Genomic DNA, 16004 nt, shown 5'->3' on the forward strand with positions numbered 1-16004 from the left:
GTGCGGTATTGTTCATTTCTTCGGGTTGGTATCTGGTTATGTTTTTTTATGGCTGCGCTAGCGTACGCCAGCGATGGAAACGACAGAAATTCTTATGTGTTTTTACAGTCAGACCAATTGACAGTGGTAAAACAGCAACTACGACAGAAGCGTGCGTTGCCACAGACTCAACTTGCGTATCAACAGCTTCTGCGTACTGCGGATAAGTCGCTGAAAATCCCGGATGCCTCGGTTACTCAAAAACTTTCAATATCGCCTGGGCGGGATCGTCATGATTATTTAAGCTTGGCGATCTATTGGTGGCCTGATCCGAAGAAAAAGGAGGGTTTACCTTGGATAAGACGCGATGGTCATGTGAACCCGGCGACGAAAGACGAACATACCGATTTGATACGTCTGGATGGGTTTACCGAACGGTTACAGGTACTGGCGCTAGCGTGGTATTTCTCTGAGCGACAGGAGTACGCCGACAAAGCGATCTCGATGATCCGCACTTGGTTTATTCATCCTGAAACGCGAATGAACCCCAATCTTGACTATGCACAGGCGATTCCCGGCCTTACTCAAGGGCGTGGTGCCGGTGTACTTGACGGTCGGTATTTCTCGACCAGGGTTATGGATTCCTTGATTCTGCTGAGCACGTCCCCCGGCTGGAAACCTGACGATGAGCAGCAGGTAAGGACATGGATGTCGGATTACCTTAATTGGCTATTGACGAGCCGTAACGGCAAACAGGAAGCGATGGCGAAAAATAACCATGGCAGCTGGTATGCCGTTCAGGTAGCCGGTATCGCCTGGTATTTACATATGCCTGAAAAGGTAAAAGCCATGATCGCCCTACAACGACAAAAACTCGATCATCAGCTTGCAGCAGACGGCTCTCAGCCGGAGGAAATGCAGCGTACCCGCTCTTTCCACTACAGCTATTTCAATCTACAGGCTGCCAGTCTAATGGCGCATTTAGCCAGCAAAATGGGGGACAATCTGTGGTTATATCGTACTCCCAACGGTAGCAGCTTGTTGACTGCCCTGGATTTTATGGCCCCTTATCTGGATGAAGCGAAACCCTGGCCGCGGGAAACGTTGGATCGCAGCAGCAGCCGGTTGCTGCCTTTGTTACTGCAAGCAGAGCAAGCCACTGGCTCCAGACGTTATCGACAACAAATGCTCGATACGGGATATGGCGCGTTGTTGGCGGGGGATAAGGTATCTGGCACTCGCCAGAACGTCAGTACGGACACCCGCAGGGATATCTGGTTGTTAAACCCACTGACCTTGACAGGCGCGCCGTAGCGCTCTTTTTGTCCATGGTGACGGAGGTGGTCTGTTGCAGATGGATAAGGTGTCTGACGGGGGATGACAGGGGAGTGGTACTCCCCTGGGATTGCTGTGATAGCGCGGCGTTAGTCCAGATAGCTGAAGGCGGTGGTCACATGTTTGACACCACTGACTTTGCTGGCGATCTCAGCAGCGGACGTCGCTTCCTTACGGGTCAGCAGCCCTAGCAGGAAAACCTCGCCGTTTTCAGTAGTCACCTTGACGTTGGACGATTTGACCGTATCGCTGGCCAGCAGTTGCGAGCGAATTTTGGTGGTGATCCAGGTATCCATGGATGCAGTGCCTAACGAGATTGGCGTGCCTTTGCGTATCTCGTTGTACACCTCGTTAGCGCCTTCTACGCCCATGGCTATTTGTTTGGCGCGCGTTGCCAGCTCTGTTGAGGGTGCCTGACCGGTCAGCAACACTTTGCCCTGATAGGCCGTCACGGAAATTCTGGCTTCCTTGTGTAGCTGGGTATCCTTGACCAGAGCATTGGATACCCTCAACTCCAGTGTCCCGTCATCGACTTGGGTACCCACCGATCTCGGGTCGGTGGCTGATTTAGTTGCCACTGCACTACCGATAGCGACGGCCCCAATGCAACCTTGCAGCATCAGACAGGTGGACAGCACGGCAATGCAAGAAAATATCCTCATGGAGTGCTCCTTAATCGTTCTGGTGTGGGAAAAGCGTGTTATCAATCAGGTCGCACAGGCAATTGACGGTTAGCATGTGCATTTCCTGAATCCTGGCGCTTCGCTGTGAAGGAATCCGGATTTCTACATCCTGTTGCCCCAATAGACCCGCCAATTCACCGCCGTCATAACCCGTAAGTGCGACGATAGTCATGTCACGGGTCACTGCCGCCTCGACGGCTTTGACAATATCGCGGCTATTGCCGCGGGTTGATATGGCCAGCAGTATGTCGCCGGTATGACCTAACGCCCGAACCTGCTTGGCATAGACCTCTTCATGCAGGCGATCGTTGGCGATAGCTGTTAAGACCACGTTATCGGCGTTAAGTGCCACCGCCGGGAGGCTGGGGCGCTCGGTTTCAAAACGATTAATCATGCTTGCAGCAAAATGCTGTGCATTGGCGGCAGAGGTTCCGTTGCCACAGCACAGGATTTTGTTACCGTTCAGAAGCGACTGCACCATACTTGTGGCTGCGCGCGATATGGCATCAGGTAATGCTTCCGCTGCCGCGATCTGGGTTTGGATGCTCTCGGTAAAACAGACTTTAATTCTATCCAGCACGTTCAGTTGACCTATGTTTTATTTTTAAAATCAGATTGTTATTCCTGGAAGCCAAAGGCATTGGGAAACCATTCCACTTGTTTGCCCGTCATCGCCAGCACGTCAAAGCGGCAGTCGGCGTTTTCAAGGCTGCTTCCCTGACGCGCCAGCCAGACGGCGGCAGCGTGCAGAAGTCGTTGTCGTTTCTGCCGGGTCACGCTGGCAGCTGCTCCGCCGAAGCTGGCGTTGCGGCGATAACGCACCTCTGTAAAAACCCAGGTACTGCCATCCCGCATGATGAGATCTAGCTCGCCGCCGCGACACGAAACGTTGGCGGCCACGAAAATCAATCCGGCGCGCTCAAGATAACTGCGCGCCTGTTGTTCGTGCTGAGCTCCCATTTCCCTCTGGTTCAGGATGCTGGCACCAGTTGCCCCTGACGAAACTGCAGCCAGGTTAGTTTGCGATTGATGACGCAGTCTGGCGTCGCGCTCAGTGTGCCGGTAGCGCCAGACAATGTGCTACCCGGCTGCTGACGCAGTTGGGAAAAGTTATTCGCCAGCTTCCAGGCATCCATTCCCATGGCAAACAAGCGCACCAGCGAGTAATCGTTGCGGAACTGAGCGCTTGCCTGCTGCATCAGCGCAGGGTTTGCACCGGTAAGGAACGGAATATCGCTGAACTGCAACCCTTCCATTTCAAAGCGGAAATCCGGCCCCAGACCCGCCTGGAAACTGCGCGAACTGGCGTAAAGCGCTGGATGTTGCGCCTTGTTGCGCATATCGATCATGGGTTTTATCAGCGCGAGCTCATCTGGTGTAGCGATAATGTAAACCGCGTCTATATTGCCATCGGTTGATACGCTCTGCGGTGGTGGAGCCTGTGTAGGGATGGTCAGCCCTCCAACCGTGGTTGACGGCAACGAGGGCGATTGAGATGCCATGACTACCGGCTGGCCGTTTAGCGCAATGCCCGCTCCGCTGTTGATGGCCTGTTTCAGGTCATACATGCCGCCGGTACGTTGTTGCAGAACGATGCCGCCGCCATTTTGTTGCCAGGCTTTGGCGAAAGCGTTCACCACGCGATCCCCCAGATTACCGCGCGGCGCCAGAATTAAGGGGTGCTGCTTACCTTGCTTGCTGATGAACTGGGCGGCGTCCTGCGCTTCGTCTTCTGGGGAGAGCGCAAAATAGCAAATATTGGTATTTGGCTGGATATGCTCCGGTTGGTTAAGCGCAAGGATATTCAGGCTGGGATTCAGGCTGGGAAGTTGCTCCACCTCGTTTTTGAGCAATGGCCCGACGATGGTGGTGGCGCCGTCTTTTTGTGCCTGAGCGATGACATTGACCAGCGACTGATTGGACGTGTCGTAGACTTTGACCGGAATCGCATTGGCACCGGAGACTGATGCCGGTGGGGGCTTCAGCGGCGTTGCTGCGGGCATTGTCGTTGCGTTATTGGCGAGAGTGGGCGTCGTGGTTGATGGCGTAGCGGCAGGCGCACCGCTGGGTTGCGCTTCTGCTGTCGCCAATGATGGCGCCGCCGGCGCGCCGGCGGCGGCGAAACCGCTTCGGGCGGCGCTGAAACCTTGTTGTATAGCGTTGGCGAATACCTGTGCCTGGCCGTTCAGGGGCAGCAACAATGCAATGCTATTACTTCCGTCGGCCGCCGCTGGCGTCGACGGTATCGTTGCCGTCATAGATGTGGGCTGCATGACCTGCGTCGGCAGCTGTTTGGCGGCAGGGTGGCGAGGATAGCGTTTTTGCCAGTCTTCCACCGCGGCTTTTCGATCATCGGTAGCCTGGGATTTCGATTGCCAAACGTTGAGTAAATCAAGCCAGCCTTGCAGTACATTCTCATTTGCGTTGATGACCACGGCGTTGATGTCTTGCACGCTGAGTTTGTTTAACGCCGCCCAGGTCAAATCAATGTTGCGTTGATGTGCGTCGCCCTGCAGCAGCGGTTCCTGTGCGATATAGGCACGAATCAGCGTCAGTGATGGATGATCCTGATTGGCTTTGATCTGGACTTGATAATAGCGTTCCTGCTGTAGCGGTGAGAGGCGGCCGACATCCATTTGCGCCAGCGTAGTGTTCGCGACAGTCATGTCGTTTTGGGCTGCGGCCAGTTCCGCAGTAAGCAGACGCTGTTCCTGCAGTTGGCGATCATTCAATTGCTCCGACAAGGCATTCAACTGGGCGTTGGCCTGCGGCAGTCTGCCTTCCTGAATCAGGGCATGAACCGCAAGTAATTGCCAGTCAGTCTTGGTAGTATTGTCGCCGCTTTGCTGCAACTGTTGCAGATAGTAATCAGAGGAAGCTCCGGCTTTACCTTCCGCTTGCTGAGACGCGGATTCTTGCGGCGCTTTGCCCGGACAGCCCGCGAGAAACAACACCGCCAACATGATAGAGATGATGCGGGCTGTATGGGTACGGACAGAATTTTCAGGAAGCATGCTGTATCCAGTGATGTTTTAGATATGCTCAATATTAAATCGCCAACCCGGATGAAACAATGAATCACGACCAACAAGCAGAGATTTCTGCCTCTACGCTTTACATTGTCCCCACACCTATCGGTAATCTGGGCGATATCACCCAGCGGGCGTTGACGGTGTTGCAACAGGTTGATGTTATTGCGGCAGAAGATACCCGTCATACCGGTTTATTGTTACAACATTTCGCGATTAATGCGCGCCTGTTCGCACTCCATGATCACAATGAACAGCAAAAGGCAGAGCAGTTGCTGGCGCGTTTGCAGGAAGGGATGAGTATTGCGCTGGTATCGGATGCGGGAACGCCATTGATCAACGATCCGGGGTATCATTTGGTTCGCCGATGCCGAGAGGCTGGGGTTCGCGTGGTGCCGTTGCCTGGGCCTTGCGCGGCGATTGCCGCGCTCAGTGCTGCCGGCTTACCTTCCGATCGCTTCTGCTATGAAGGGTTCCTGCCGGCGAAAACCAAGGGGCGCAAGGATACGTTACGGATGTTGGCGGAGGAGCCGCGGACGTTGATTTTTTATGAGTCGACTCATCGTCTGCTTGAGAGTCTGCAGGATATGGCCGAGGTATTGGGCCCGGCGCGTTATGTGGTGTTGGCTCGGGAGTTGACCAAAACCTGGGAGTCTATTCATGGTGCGCCGGTTGCCGATTTGCTGGCGTGGGTACTGCAAGATGAGAATCGCCGTAAAGGCGAGATGGTATTGATTGTCGAAGGATTCCGTCCGGATGAGGAAAGTTTGCCTGCGGCGGCGTTGCATACTTTATCGCTGTTGCGGGCCGAGTTGCCGCTGAAAAAGGCGGCCCAGCTTGCCGCAGAGATCCATGGCGTGAAAAAAAATGCACTCTATCGTTATGGTCTGGAGCTGGAAAGCGACAGCGATAATCAGGGATGACAAGCCGGGTAATTTGCCCTATTATCCGCGCCGGAGTTAACCAGACAGTCGCCGCTTCATTGCCGTCCCTTTATGGGGAGACAGATGGGGGGGAGGAAAGTCCGGGCTCCATAGGGCAGGGTGCCAGGTAACGCCTGGGGGGCTAAAGCCTACGACCAGTGCAACAGAGAGCAAACCGCCGATGGCCCGCTTAAGTGGGATCAGGTAAGGGTGAAAGGGTGCGGTAAGAGCGCACCGCGCGGCTGGTAACAGTCCGTGGCACGGTAAACTCCACCCGGAGCAAGGCCAAATAGGGGTTCACATGGTACGGCCCGTACTGAACCCGGGTAGGCTGCTTGAGCCAGTTCGCGAGGTCTGGCCTAGATGAATGACTGTCCACGACAGAACCCGGCTTATCGGTTAACTCCCTCGCATGATCACCGGCTCGCTGCAATCACAGCGAGCCGGTTTTTTTATGGCATCTTCTACTTCTATTCGCCCTTTACTGGCCGGCGTGAACGTTGTTGAAAACAGGCCCGGCGCGTCACCTTGCGGTTTGCCGTAAGCGTTGCTGAAAGCCGTTGTCACGTTTTTATGTCTCTCTGCGGTATCTGGCCGCAAGCCGCATTATTATCAAATTTATTGATGGTCTTCATCATGCTAATCCGACTGTTTCCCACACAGGATGGGCGTAGAGTAACCCCATCAAATTTGCCCCCTTTTTGAATACAGAGGATATCGCTATGAGCACTTCCCGGATGCCAGCACTGTTTCTGGGCCATGGTAGCCCGATGAATGCGTTGGAAAATAATGAATATACCCAGGCGTGGGCGCTGTTGGGGGAAACGCTGCCGCGTCCGAAAGCGATTATCGCAGTATCTGCACATTGGTATACGCGCGGTACAGCGGTGACAGCGATGGATAATCCCCGCACCATTCATGACTTCGGCGGTTTTCCCCAGGCGTTGTTCGATACGCAGTATCCGGCGCCGGGTTCACCGGAGTTGGCGACGCGAATCCAGCAGGCGCTGGCGCCTGTCGCGGTTTATGCTGACGACAAAGAATGGGGGCTGGATCACGGTACCTGGGGGGTACTGATTAAGGCCTATCCCGATGCGGATATTCCGGTGGTGCAGCTCAGTATTGATGGCACTAAACCGCCGGCTTACCACTATGAGCTGGGCCGCAAATTGGCTGCGTTACGCGATGAGGGTTACATGATTGTCGCCAGCGGCAACGTGGTGCATAACTTGCGGATGATCAAGTGGAACGGCGATGGCTCCCCCTATGGCTGGGCAACTTCGTTCAACGATTTTGTGCGCAGCAATCTGACCTGGCTTGGCGATGCAGCGGAGCATCCGTTAGTGAACTTCATGCAGCATAACGATGCGGCGCTCTCTAACCCGACGCCAGATCATTTTCTGCCGCTGTTGTACGTGCTCGGTAGTTGGGATGGACAAGAGCCGGTAGCCACTCCGACGGATGGTATTGTCATGGGGTCGCTCAGTATGATGTCGGTGCAGGTCGGGTGAGACGATTTCCGATGGTGAGATAAAACGGGGGGCGTGCCGTGGGCCTGCCACCCGTTTTTTTGTGTATATTCCAGATATGTTTATGCCAGAATTATGTGCGGATAAAAGCGCGATAAATCCTTGGTAATCAATGCCTTATCCTCTCTCACGCCTATGCCGCAAGGCGTGTCCCCCACCAGCCAACTGCCGATCAACGTATAGCTGTCGTTGAATTTGGGCAATGGATGGAACTGTTGAATGATGGTGCCTTCTGCGCCGTAAGGGCCGTCGGCCGCCGCGACCTGTTGCCCCTGACGATAGATTTGTATATTGGCGCCCTCGCGGGAAAACAACGGCTTTATCACGTAATCCGTCATCGCCGGCGGGTTGTCTTCCGTGAAATAGGCCGGGAGCAGGTTGGGATGGTTGGGGAACATTTGCCATAGCATGGGCAGTAACGCTTTGTTGGACAAAATGCTTTTCCAACCAGGTTCCAGCCAGCGTACCCCGGCGTCGGCAAGTTTGGTGGAAAAGGTTTCCCTCAGCATAAATTCCCACGGATACAGTTTGAACAGGTTGCTGATGGTATTGTCCTGAAGGTCGGTAAACTGGCCGCGATTTCCCAGTCCAATCTCGTCGATGAACAGGAACTGGCTATTGACACCGGCTTCTTGCGCGCAGTCCTGCAGATATTGCACGGTACCGCGGTCTTCCTCGGTGTCCTGACAGCAGGTGAAGTGCATGTTGCCTATGCCGTGGTGGGTTCGCAACTGACCGAAACGTTCGATCAGTTGTTCCTGAATGCTGTTGAACTGGTCGGCATGCTCCGGCAAGCGTCCGGCATTGATTTGATCTTCCAACCAAACCCATTGAAAGAATGCGGCTTCGTACAGCGACGTAGGCGTATCAGCGTTGTTTTCCAGTAATTTGGCCGGGCTGTTTCCATCGTAAGCCAGATCCAGCCGCGAGTAGAGGGAAGGCTGGCGTGTAATCCATGAACTGCGTACAAAATCCCAGGTATGTTTGGGGATGCGGAATTTTGTCAGCCATTCTTCGCTATTAGCCACCTTATCAACGACCTGCAGACACATTTGTTGCACGTCGGCGGTGGCGTCTTCCAATTCATCAATTTGTGCCGGCGTAAATTGGTAATAAGCGTCTTCGCACCAATACGGTTCGCCGTACATGGTGTGGAACCGGAAACCGTATTCAGCCGCCTTTTGCCGCCAGTCTGGGCGCTCTGTTATGGCAATTCGTTTCATCTCGGTTCGGCCTTAACCGCCAAAGGAGCGACGAATCGGCGTTGAGCCAGAGCTGCTCCTGCCGCTTTCTGCGCCTGAGGCTGATGTCTTCTGATTGGTGCTGTTATAACCCGAGTTGGTATTGCCCGCGTCCTGCTTTTGCGCACCGTTGAGCTTGGACACCGTTTCGCCAAAGCCGCCGCGCGTGGTGGTAGTACCGGATGTCACGGTGGATGTGGGTTTAGGTGACAGCGTATCTCTGGGAACGTTGATGGTGCGTCCGGTGGTGGCGCCATAGTTTTTGCCGCTGGCATCGACGTAACCGCCCCCGTTGCGTTGGCTGAATAACGGCTGCTGCATGTAGCTTCCGCTATTGCCCATCATTCTCCCTAACATAAAACCGGTCATCAGCGGCATCCAGAAACTGCTTTGCTGCGGTGCCGCAGCGTTGCTGGCAGTTGATGACGGCGTACACTGTGCGTCGCCAAAGGCTGATGCGCACTCTTCTCGAGTAGCGTACTTGGGGGCGGTTCTTTCCGCTTCCTTCAGCGCATTGTTATAGGACACAGCGCACTGCTCCTTCATGGACGGATTGGCTTTTGAGCAATCATCGGCATTTTGATACAGCGATACCGTCTCGTCGGACTGCTCGCAACCGCTGAGAACAAAGGATACACCCACAGCTAACGCGATGGGGGCAATCGAATAGCTCCAGCGTTTACGGAAGCGGGTATGGTTGATGTTTTGTGTTCTTTTCATTGTTTTTCCAGAGAAAAGGGCATCTTGCCCATTATGGTTAAAGCAGAAATAAGAATAGGAAAATGCAGTGCGGATGAAAAGCTGTTAGCTCGTTTTTACAGCAATCGGTGGCGAAAAAAACGGGGAACTGTGTTCCCCGTCGTGGTTGTCATTAGCGTTTAGCCTTACTGGTTTTAGCCGCGCCTTGCGTAATTGGCGTAGGCACGCTGTCGTCGGTGATGGCTGGCGTGGTAGAGACTGCACTGCCCAGCATACCGTTGAGCGATTTCAGATCATCTTCATTCAGTGTACCCAACGCCTGTTTCAGGTTCAGCTGGTTGACCAGATAGTCATAGCGGGCGCCTGAGAGTTGTTGTTTGGCGTTATACAGGGTCGTTGTTGCGTCCAGAACATCCACGATAGTGCGGGTGCCGACCTGATAACCGGCTTCCATCGCATCCAGCGAGCTTTGTGCGGAAATCACTGCCTGCTTGTAGGCGTTGATGCTGCTAATGGATGCGGAGACGTTGTTGTGGGCGGAACGCAGTGTCTGAATCATGGAGCGATGGGCGCTTTCCAGGTTCTCGCTGGCGGCAACATAGTTATATTGTGCTTGTTTCACCTGAGAGCTTGTGCCGCCGCCGCTGTAAAGCGGCAGAGAGAAGCTCAGCCCAACCTGATTCTGGCCGACATCGCTATCGCTGAAACTACTGCCGACGGCTTTAGAACCTGAGTAGCGGGTATTGGTGATGCCTGAGGATGCCGTCAGGGAGAGCGTCGGCATATGGCCGGTTTCCGCGGAGCGAATCTGCTCGCGGGCCAAATCCTGGCTCAGGCGAGCGGACAACAGGCTGAGATTACGATTTTCACCTTCTTTCAGCAGGTTATTAACGACATCCGGTTTTTGCAGATTCAGTCGATCAATGTTCAGCCCCGCCAGTTGCGGATAGAAATTGCCCGTCACCTGACGCAGGTTTTCCATCGCGTTATCCAGATTGTTGCGTGCGGTGACTTCGCTCGCCAGTACGCTGTCATATTGCGCCCGGGCGTTCTGAACATCGGTGATGGCAACCAGGCCCACGTTAAAACGTTGGGTGGTTTGATCCAGTTCGCGGTAGATGGATTGTTTCTGCGCGTTGACGTAAGAAAGATTATCGATGGCGCGCAGTACGTTGAAATAGGCAGTGGCGGTATTGAGCATCAGCGTCTGCTGCGCCGTCTGATAAGTCACATCCTGAATACCTGCGGTTTTTTCCTGCAGGGTCAGCGCTTTCCACAATGACATGTTGAAAAGTGATTGAGTGAGTTGCAGTGACGCACTTTTGACATTGCTGTTGACATTATTGCGGTCACGGTAGCCGCTGTTATGCGTATAATCAGCGCCGAGACCCAGCTGCGGCAGCAGAGAAGAACGTGCTTCGTTGATTTTTTCAAATGCCGCGTCACGGGTGGCTGCGGAACTGCGCAAATCCGGGTTGGTGGTTTTAGCCTGCTGATAAACCTGTAACAAATCTTCTGCCTGGCTGGCGATGCTGAAACCGCTCAGACCCAGACCGATAAGAAGAGGGAGCAATTTTTTCATTTGCATTCCTTGTTGTGCAGCAAAGTGACTAGGTTAGCGCCTCTTAAGACGATTAGCCGTTGATTCTAACAGAATCTCTGAATGGGATTCGGTAGCTTAATGTGCCATCCTTCCCTGATTGCTATCCCAAAAGACTATTTTACTTAATGATTTGGGTTTGGGCACAATGCCCGGCAACCTGCCGGACGTCGTATACCAGCGTATGGCGCCAGGAATGGCGCAAAGGCGATGATGAGAACATTGCTCATGCATCGCCCCTATTTTGTTCTGGCCGGTCTTTCGTTTCCTGGGTTACTGTTCAGAGCCGGTCGCGCAGATGTTGGCGATTGCTTGTTTACTATCGCACAAAGTCGACCGCACAAAAAACCGTGAACGTCTGCATGGATTTTCGGTCATACAGGCGCTGTGCTGCGTGCCGGTCGTTGCGTTTTCGGACGCCCGTCATTGCCGTTTTTCGCGTCTGGTCGTAATCCTTTTTGTCTACAACGGGAGTTGAGTGATGGCTTCTTCAGATGCGCATCCGGGTACTTTTACCAAAGATGATGTAGAAATTATTGCACGTGAAACGCTCTATAAAGGTTTTTTTTCACTGGAGCGCTACCGTTTTCGCCACCGGCTGTTCGATGGCGGCATGAGTGGGGAAGTCAGTCGTGAAATTCTGGAGCGCGGACACGCCGTTGTGCTGTTGCCCTATGATCCGGTGCGGGACGAAGTAGTGTTGATTGAGCAGATTCGTATCGCAGCTTACGATACCAGCGCTACGCCCTGGCTGTTTGAAATGGTGGCCGGCATGATCGAACCCGGCGAAAGTCTGGAGGACGTGGCGCGTCGCGAAGCGCTGGAGGAAGCCGGGCTGGCAGTGAGGCGCTGTCGTCCGGCGGTGAGTTATCTGGCGAGTCCTGGCGGTACCAGCGAAAGGCTGGCGATTCTGGTGGGTGAAGTGGATGCCGGCGCCGCAAACGGCATTCATGGCCTGGCGGAGGAGAATGAAGATATCCGCGTGCATGTGGTCAGTCGTGAGCAGAGTTATCGGTGGGTCGAAGAGGGGATTATTGATAACGCTGCCTCTGTCATTGCCTTGCAATGGTTGGCATTGCACCATGAAGTATTGAAAAAAGCGTGGGTGGACGGATGATGAAGCGCTATACCCCCGATTTCCCGGCAATGATGCGGCTCAACGAGGTCAATTTCGCTCAGTTGCGTCGGTTGTTGCCCCGTAATGAAGAGGTAGGTGCGGCAGCGGCCTATCAGGTGAAAGACGCCTGTTATCGCTTAACGATCGTAGAGTCCACGCGGTATACCTCGCTGGTGGAAATCCAGCAGACGGCGCCGGCGGTGAGCTATTGGAGTCTGCCCACCATGATGGTGAGGCTGTATCATGATGCGATGGTTGCGGAAGTGTGTTCCAGTCAGCAGATCTTCCGATTTAAGGCACGTTATGATTATCCGAATAAAAAATTACACCAACGTGATGAAAAGCATCAAATTAATCAGTTTCTTGCAGATTGGCTGAGATACTGTTTGGCGTATGGTTCAATGTCGGTTCCCGTTTATTAGGCGGATTGCAGAAACCAAGGACACTATTTGGAAAGCCTGTTGACACTTCCTGTGGCGTGTGGGGCCAGGATCAGGATTTTACAGATAACAGACACCCACCTGTTTGCGGGCGAGCAGGGAACGCTGCTGGGCGTTGACACCTATCGCAGCTACTATGCCGTACTGGACGCCATCGCCGCCCAACGGCTTGATTTTGATTTGATTACTGCGACGGGCGACCTGGCGCAGGATCACACGCACGAGGCGTATCAGCATTTCGCCGGCGGGATTCGGCGCTTTCAGGTGCCTTGCGTCTGGCTGCCGGGCAATCACGATTTCCAACCCGCTATGGTCGACGCGCTGGAGAAGGCGGGCATCGCCCCGTCTAAGCACGTATTACTGGGCGACGACTGGCAGGTGATTCTGTTAGACAGCCAGGTATTCGGCGTTCCGCACGGTGAACTGAGCGACTATCAGTTGGAATGGCTGGAGCGTCGGTTGTCGGCGCAACCGGGGCGCCATACGCTGTTGATGCTTCATCATCACCCACAGCCTTCCGGTTGTTCTTGGCTGGATCAACACAGTCTGCGTAATGCCCATAGCCTTGATGCGCTGCTTAGCCGTTTCCCGCAGGTGAAAACCGTGCTGTGTGGTCATATTCATCAAGAGATGGACATTGACTGGAACGGCCGCCGGTTGTTGGCGACGCCGTCGACCTGTGTTCAGTTCAAGCCGCATTGCACTAATTTCACTATCGATAATGTCGCCCCCGGCTGGCGCTATCTGGATCTGTTGCCGGACGGCAGCGTGGAAACCCGGGTTTGCCGTCTTGACGGATGCGAGTTTCTGCCTGACATGGATTCGGACGGTTACTGATGCCCACCTTGCTCTATCTTCACGGTTTCAACAGTTCCCCTCTTTCGGCGAAGGCGACGGCGCTTCGGCAATGGCTGGCTGAGCATCATCCGGCTATCGACATGATTTGTCCCCAGTTGCCGCCGTATCCGGCGCAGGCCGCAGAACTGATGGAGAATCTGGTGATGGAACGCGCCGGCAGGCCGCTCGGCATTGTAGGATCATCGCTGGGAGGGTATTACGCCACCTGGCTTTCCCAGTGTTTTATGCTGCCAGCCGTGGTAGTGAACCCCGCAGTACGGCCGTTTGAACTGCTGCAGGATTTTTTGGGCGCACAGCAGAACCCCTACACCGGCGAACAATATGTGTTAGAGTCACGGCACATTTATGATCTCAAGGTCATGCAGGTTGAACCGCTAGAATCCCCGGATTTGCTGTGGTGCCTGCTCCAGACCGGTGATGAAGTGCTGGATTACCGACAAGCGGTGGCCTATTACACCGCCTGCCGCCAGACAGTGGAATCTGGCGGAAACCACGCTTTCATCGGATTTGAGCACTATTTCGCCCCAATCATCGATTTCCTCGGACTGGCGACTGACTGATCATCACAGCGTAAACCTCAATCTCGGTACCGGAACGGAAGCTCGGCATCGTCTGTCGTTTGCGCGTCGGTCATAACCTGTATATCAAACAACGACTGAATTCATTCAAACCATGACGCAATCAAGTTATAACGCTGATGCGATAGAAGTCCTCAGCGGGCTGGAGCCGGTTCGCCGCCGTCCAGGTATGTACACTGACACCACCCGTCCCAACCATCTGGGGCAGGAAGTGATCGACAACAGCGTCGACGAGGCGCTGGCGGGGCATGCCCGGCGTGTGGAGGTAATACTGCATCCTGATCAGTCACTGGAAGTGATCGACGACGGGCGCGGTATGCCGGTGGATATTCACCCGGAAGAAGGTGTCCCGGCCGTCGAGTTGATCCTCTGTCGACTGCACGCCGGGGGGAAATTCTCCAACAAAAACTATCAATTTTCCGGCGGTCTGCACGGTGTGGGGATCTCGGTAGTCAATGCATTGTCCCGCCGGGTCGAAGTCACGGTGCGCCGTGATGGTCAGGTTTACGACATCGCCTTCGAGCAAGGGGCGAAAGTGCAGGATTTGACGATAACCGGCACTTGCGGCCGCCGTAATACTGGCACCCGGGTTCGTTTCTGGCCGGAAGAATCCTTCTTCGATAGCCCACGTTTTTCCGTTTCCCGCCTGACTCACCTGCTGAAAGCCAAGGCGGTGTTGTGTCCGGGTGTGGAAATCCTGTTTGTCGATAAGGTAAACGAAACCGAGCAGCGTTGGTGCTACCAGGATGGGCTGAACGACTATCTGTGCGAAGCGGTGAATGGCCTGCCGACGCTGCCGGAGAAGCCGTTTACCGGCACGATCAGCGGGGATACCGAAGCGATCGAGTGGGCGCTGTTATGGCTGCCGGAAGGCGGCGAACTGCTGACGGAAAGTTACGTTAACCTGATTCCGACTCCGCAGGGCGGGACGCACGTCAACGGCTTGCGCCAGGGATTGCTGGATGCCATGCGCGAGTTCTGCGAATTCCGCAATATTTTGCCGCGCGGCGTCAAGCTCAGCGCCGAGGATATCTGGGAGCGCTGCGCCTATGTGCTGTCGTTGAAGATGCAGGATCCGCAGTTCGCCGGCCAGACTAAAGAGCGCCTCTCTTCCCGCCAATCCGCCGCGTTCGTATCGGGGGTGGTGAAGGATGCATTTAGCCTGTGGCTGAATCAGAACGTGCAAGCGGCAGAGCTACTGGCGGAACTGGCGATTTCCAGCGCCCAGCGCCGGATGCGCGCGGCAAAGAAAGTGGTGCGTAAGAAGCTGACTAGCGGCCCGGCGTTGCCCGGCAAGCTGGCTGACTGCACATCGCAGGATCTGGGCAAAACCGAATTGTTCCTGGTGGAAGGGGATTCGGCGGGCGGTTCCGCCAAGCAGGCCCGCGACCGGGAATATCAGGCGATCATGCCATTGAAGGGGAAAATTCTGAACACCTGGGAGGTCTCTTCCGACGAGGTACTGGCGTCGCAGGAAGTTCACGACATTTCGGTTGCCATCGGTATCGATCCTGACAGCGACGATTTGACCCAATTGCGTTACGGTAAAATTTGCATTCTGGCGGACGCCGATTCCGACGGGTTGCATATCGCAACACTCTTGTGCGCGCTATTTGTCCGTCACTTCCGTCCGCTGGTGCGGGACGGTCATGTTTATGTGGCAATGCCGCCGTTGTACCGCATTGATCTGGGCAAAGAGGTTTACTACGCGCTGGATGAAGAAGAGAAAGCCGGCATTCTGGAACAGCTCAAACGCAAAAAGGGCAAACCCAATGTCCAACGCTTCAAAGGGTTGGGGGAAATGAACCCGATGCAATTGCGCGAAACCACGCTGGATCCGAATACTCGTCGGCTGGTGCAGTTGACCATCAGCGAAGAGGATGTGGAGCAGACACTGGCGACGATGGATATGTTGCTGGCGAAAAAGCGTTCGGAAGACCGCCGCAACTGGCTGCAGGAGAAAGGCGACCGGGCTGAGCTTGACGTCTGACGC

15 protein-coding genes and 1 other RNA gene are annotated in these 16004 nt (G+C 54.6%); 9 read left to right on the forward strand and 7 right to left on the reverse strand.

The features are described 5' to 3' along the window. Positions 1-1293, forward strand: a complete 1293-nt coding sequence (locus HEP82_RS12340) for an alginate lyase family protein (RefSeq protein WP_192458356.1) — start codon at positions 1-3, stop codon at positions 1291-1293. A gap of 110 nt (positions 1294-1403) precedes the next feature. Here HEP82_RS12340 and dolP read toward each other — a convergent pair whose 3' ends face one another. From dolP to HEP82_RS12360, 4 genes are read right to left on the reverse strand one after another with little or no spacing between them, the layout of a single operon-like run. After that, the gene (gene dolP, locus HEP82_RS12345) at positions 1404-1976 is read right to left on the reverse strand and encodes a division/outer membrane stress-associated lipid-binding lipoprotein (RefSeq protein ID WP_015855282.1); all 573 of its coding nucleotides are present in this window, start codon (positions 1974-1976) and stop codon (positions 1404-1406) included. Between the two features lie 10 nt (positions 1977-1986). Further along, positions 1987-2577 (reverse strand): DnaA initiator-associating protein DiaA, encoded by a 591-nt coding sequence (gene diaA, locus HEP82_RS12350; protein WP_192458357.1) that lies wholly within the window; start codon positions 2575-2577, stop codon positions 1987-1989. 38 nt (positions 2578-2615) lie between these two features. Then, positions 2616-2957 carry a YraN family protein gene (locus HEP82_RS12355; RefSeq protein WP_192458358.1) on the reverse strand — a complete coding sequence of 114 codons (342 nt, stop codon included), beginning with the start codon at positions 2955-2957 and terminating at the stop codon, positions 2616-2618. An 11-nt stretch (positions 2958-2968) separates the two neighbouring features. After that, complete coding sequence (locus tag HEP82_RS12360; protein WP_192458359.1) at positions 2969-5011, reverse strand: penicillin-binding protein activator; 2043 nt, start codon at positions 5009-5011, stop codon at positions 2969-2971. A 59-nt stretch (positions 5012-5070) separates the two neighbouring features. On the opposite strand from HEP82_RS12360, the gene rsmI reads away from it, so the two are divergent. The 3 genes from rsmI to ygiD all read left to right on the forward strand — a co-directional run bounded on the left by rsmI (position 5071) and on the right by ygiD (position 7460). Further along, positions 5071-5949: a 16S rRNA (cytidine(1402)-2'-O)-methyltransferase gene (gene rsmI / locus HEP82_RS12365; protein WP_192458360.1), complete on the forward strand. Its 879-nt coding sequence runs from the start codon at positions 5071-5073 to the stop codon at positions 5947-5949. A gap of 32 nt (positions 5950-5981) precedes the next feature. Then, positions 5982-6360, forward strand: an RNA gene (gene rnpB / locus HEP82_RS12370) — RNase P RNA component class A. A 311-nt stretch (positions 6361-6671) separates the two neighbouring features. Continuing rightward, entirely contained in the window at positions 6672-7460 is a 789-nt protein-coding gene (gene ygiD / locus HEP82_RS12375; protein WP_192458361.1) for a 4,5-DOPA-extradiol-dioxygenase, read from the forward strand. Positions 7461-7540: 80 nt separating this feature from the next. Here ygiD and HEP82_RS12380 read toward each other — a convergent pair whose 3' ends face one another. The 3 genes from HEP82_RS12380 to tolC all read right to left on the reverse strand — a co-directional run bounded on the left by HEP82_RS12380 (position 7541) and on the right by tolC (position 11000). Next, entirely contained in the window at positions 7541-8701 is a 1161-nt protein-coding gene (locus HEP82_RS12380; protein ID WP_192458362.1) for a glutathionylspermidine synthase family protein, read from the reverse strand. A gap of 12 nt (positions 8702-8713) precedes the next feature. Beyond that, positions 8714-9439, reverse strand: a complete 726-nt coding sequence (locus HEP82_RS12385) for a DUF1190 family protein (RefSeq protein WP_192458363.1) — start codon at positions 9437-9439, stop codon at positions 8714-8716. A 151-nt stretch (positions 9440-9590) separates the two neighbouring features. After that, positions 9591-11000 (reverse strand): outer membrane channel protein TolC, encoded by a 1410-nt coding sequence (gene tolC, locus HEP82_RS12390; RefSeq protein WP_192458364.1) that lies wholly within the window; start codon positions 10998-11000, stop codon positions 9591-9593. A gap of 499 nt (positions 11001-11499) precedes the next feature. Here tolC and nudF point away from each other — a divergent pair, with 499 nt between their 5' ends. The 5 genes from nudF (at position 11500) to parE (ending at position 16001) form a co-directional block, all read left to right on the forward strand. After that, positions 11500-12135, forward strand: coding sequence for an ADP-ribose diphosphatase (gene nudF, locus HEP82_RS12395; RefSeq protein WP_192458365.1), 636 nt, complete (start codon positions 11500-11502; stop codon positions 12133-12135). Further along, on the forward strand, positions 12135-12557 hold the full coding sequence (locus HEP82_RS12400) for a DUF1249 family protein (RefSeq protein WP_192458410.1): 423 nt from the start codon (positions 12135-12137) through the stop codon (positions 12555-12557). The genes nudF and HEP82_RS12400 overlap by 1 nt, the downstream gene beginning before the upstream one ends. Before the next feature lie 27 nt (positions 12558-12584). Then, a complete protein-coding gene (gene cpdA / locus HEP82_RS12405) occupies positions 12585-13412 on the forward strand; it encodes a 3',5'-cyclic-AMP phosphodiesterase (RefSeq protein WP_015855271.1) in 828 nt (275 codons plus the stop codon). Next, the gene (yqiA, locus tag HEP82_RS12410; protein ID WP_015855270.1) at positions 13412-13993 is read left to right on the forward strand and encodes an esterase YqiA; all 582 of its coding nucleotides are present in this window, start codon (positions 13412-13414) and stop codon (positions 13991-13993) included. Before cpdA ends, yqiA begins: the two co-directional genes overlap by 1 nt. Positions 13994-14105: 112 nt before the next feature. Next, the gene (gene parE / locus HEP82_RS12415) at positions 14106-16001 is read left to right on the forward strand and encodes a DNA topoisomerase IV subunit B (protein WP_192458366.1); all 1896 of its coding nucleotides are present in this window, start codon (positions 14106-14108) and stop codon (positions 15999-16001) included. Positions 16002-16004: the final 3 nt, after the last annotated feature.

Origin of the sequence: Musicola keenii, from assembly GCF_014855505.1 — a bacterium.
In the GTDB taxonomy this organism is placed as follows: domain Bacteria; phylum Pseudomonadota; class Gammaproteobacteria; order Enterobacterales; family Enterobacteriaceae; genus Musicola; species Musicola paradisiaca.

What these genes read in the sequence shown, in the direction of transcription:
- dolP (WP_015855282.1), bottom strand. Translation starts at nt 1,976, where the DNA reads ATGAGGATATTTTCTTGCATTGCCGTGCTGTCCACCTGTCTGATGCTG.
- HEP82_RS12355 (WP_192458358.1), bottom strand. Translation starts at nt 2,957, where the DNA reads ATGGGAGCTCAGCACGAACAACAGGCGCGCAGTTATCTTGAGCGCGCC.
- HEP82_RS12360 (WP_192458359.1), bottom strand. Translation starts at nt 5,011, where the DNA reads ATGCTTCCTGAAAATTCTGTCCGTACCCATACAGCCCGCATCATCTCT.
- rsmI (WP_192458360.1), top strand. Translation starts at nt 5,071, where the DNA reads ATGAATCACGACCAACAAGCAGAGATTTCTGCCTCTACGCTTTACATT.
- ygiD (WP_192458361.1), top strand. Translation starts at nt 6,672, where the DNA reads ATGAGCACTTCCCGGATGCCAGCACTGTTTCTGGGCCATGGTAGCCCG.
- HEP82_RS12380 (WP_192458362.1), bottom strand. Translation starts at nt 8,701, where the DNA reads ATGAAACGAATTGCCATAACAGAGCGCCCAGACTGGCGGCAAAAGGCG.
- HEP82_RS12385 (WP_192458363.1), bottom strand. Translation starts at nt 9,439, where the DNA reads ATGAAAAGAACACAAAACATCAACCATACCCGCTTCCGTAAACGCTGG.
- tolC (WP_192458364.1), bottom strand. Translation starts at nt 11,000, where the DNA reads ATGAAAAAATTGCTCCCTCTTCTTATCGGTCTGGGTCTGAGCGGTTTC.
- nudF (WP_192458365.1), top strand. Translation starts at nt 11,500, where the DNA reads ATGGCTTCTTCAGATGCGCATCCGGGTACTTTTACCAAAGATGATGTA.
- HEP82_RS12400 (WP_192458410.1), top strand. Translation starts at nt 12,135, where the DNA reads ATGAAGCGCTATACCCCCGATTTCCCGGCAATGATGCGGCTCAACGAG.
- yqiA (WP_015855270.1), top strand. Translation starts at nt 13,412, where the DNA reads ATGCCCACCTTGCTCTATCTTCACGGTTTCAACAGTTCCCCTCTTTCG.
- parE (WP_192458366.1), top strand. Translation starts at nt 14,106, where the DNA reads ATGACGCAATCAAGTTATAACGCTGATGCGATAGAAGTCCTCAGCGGG.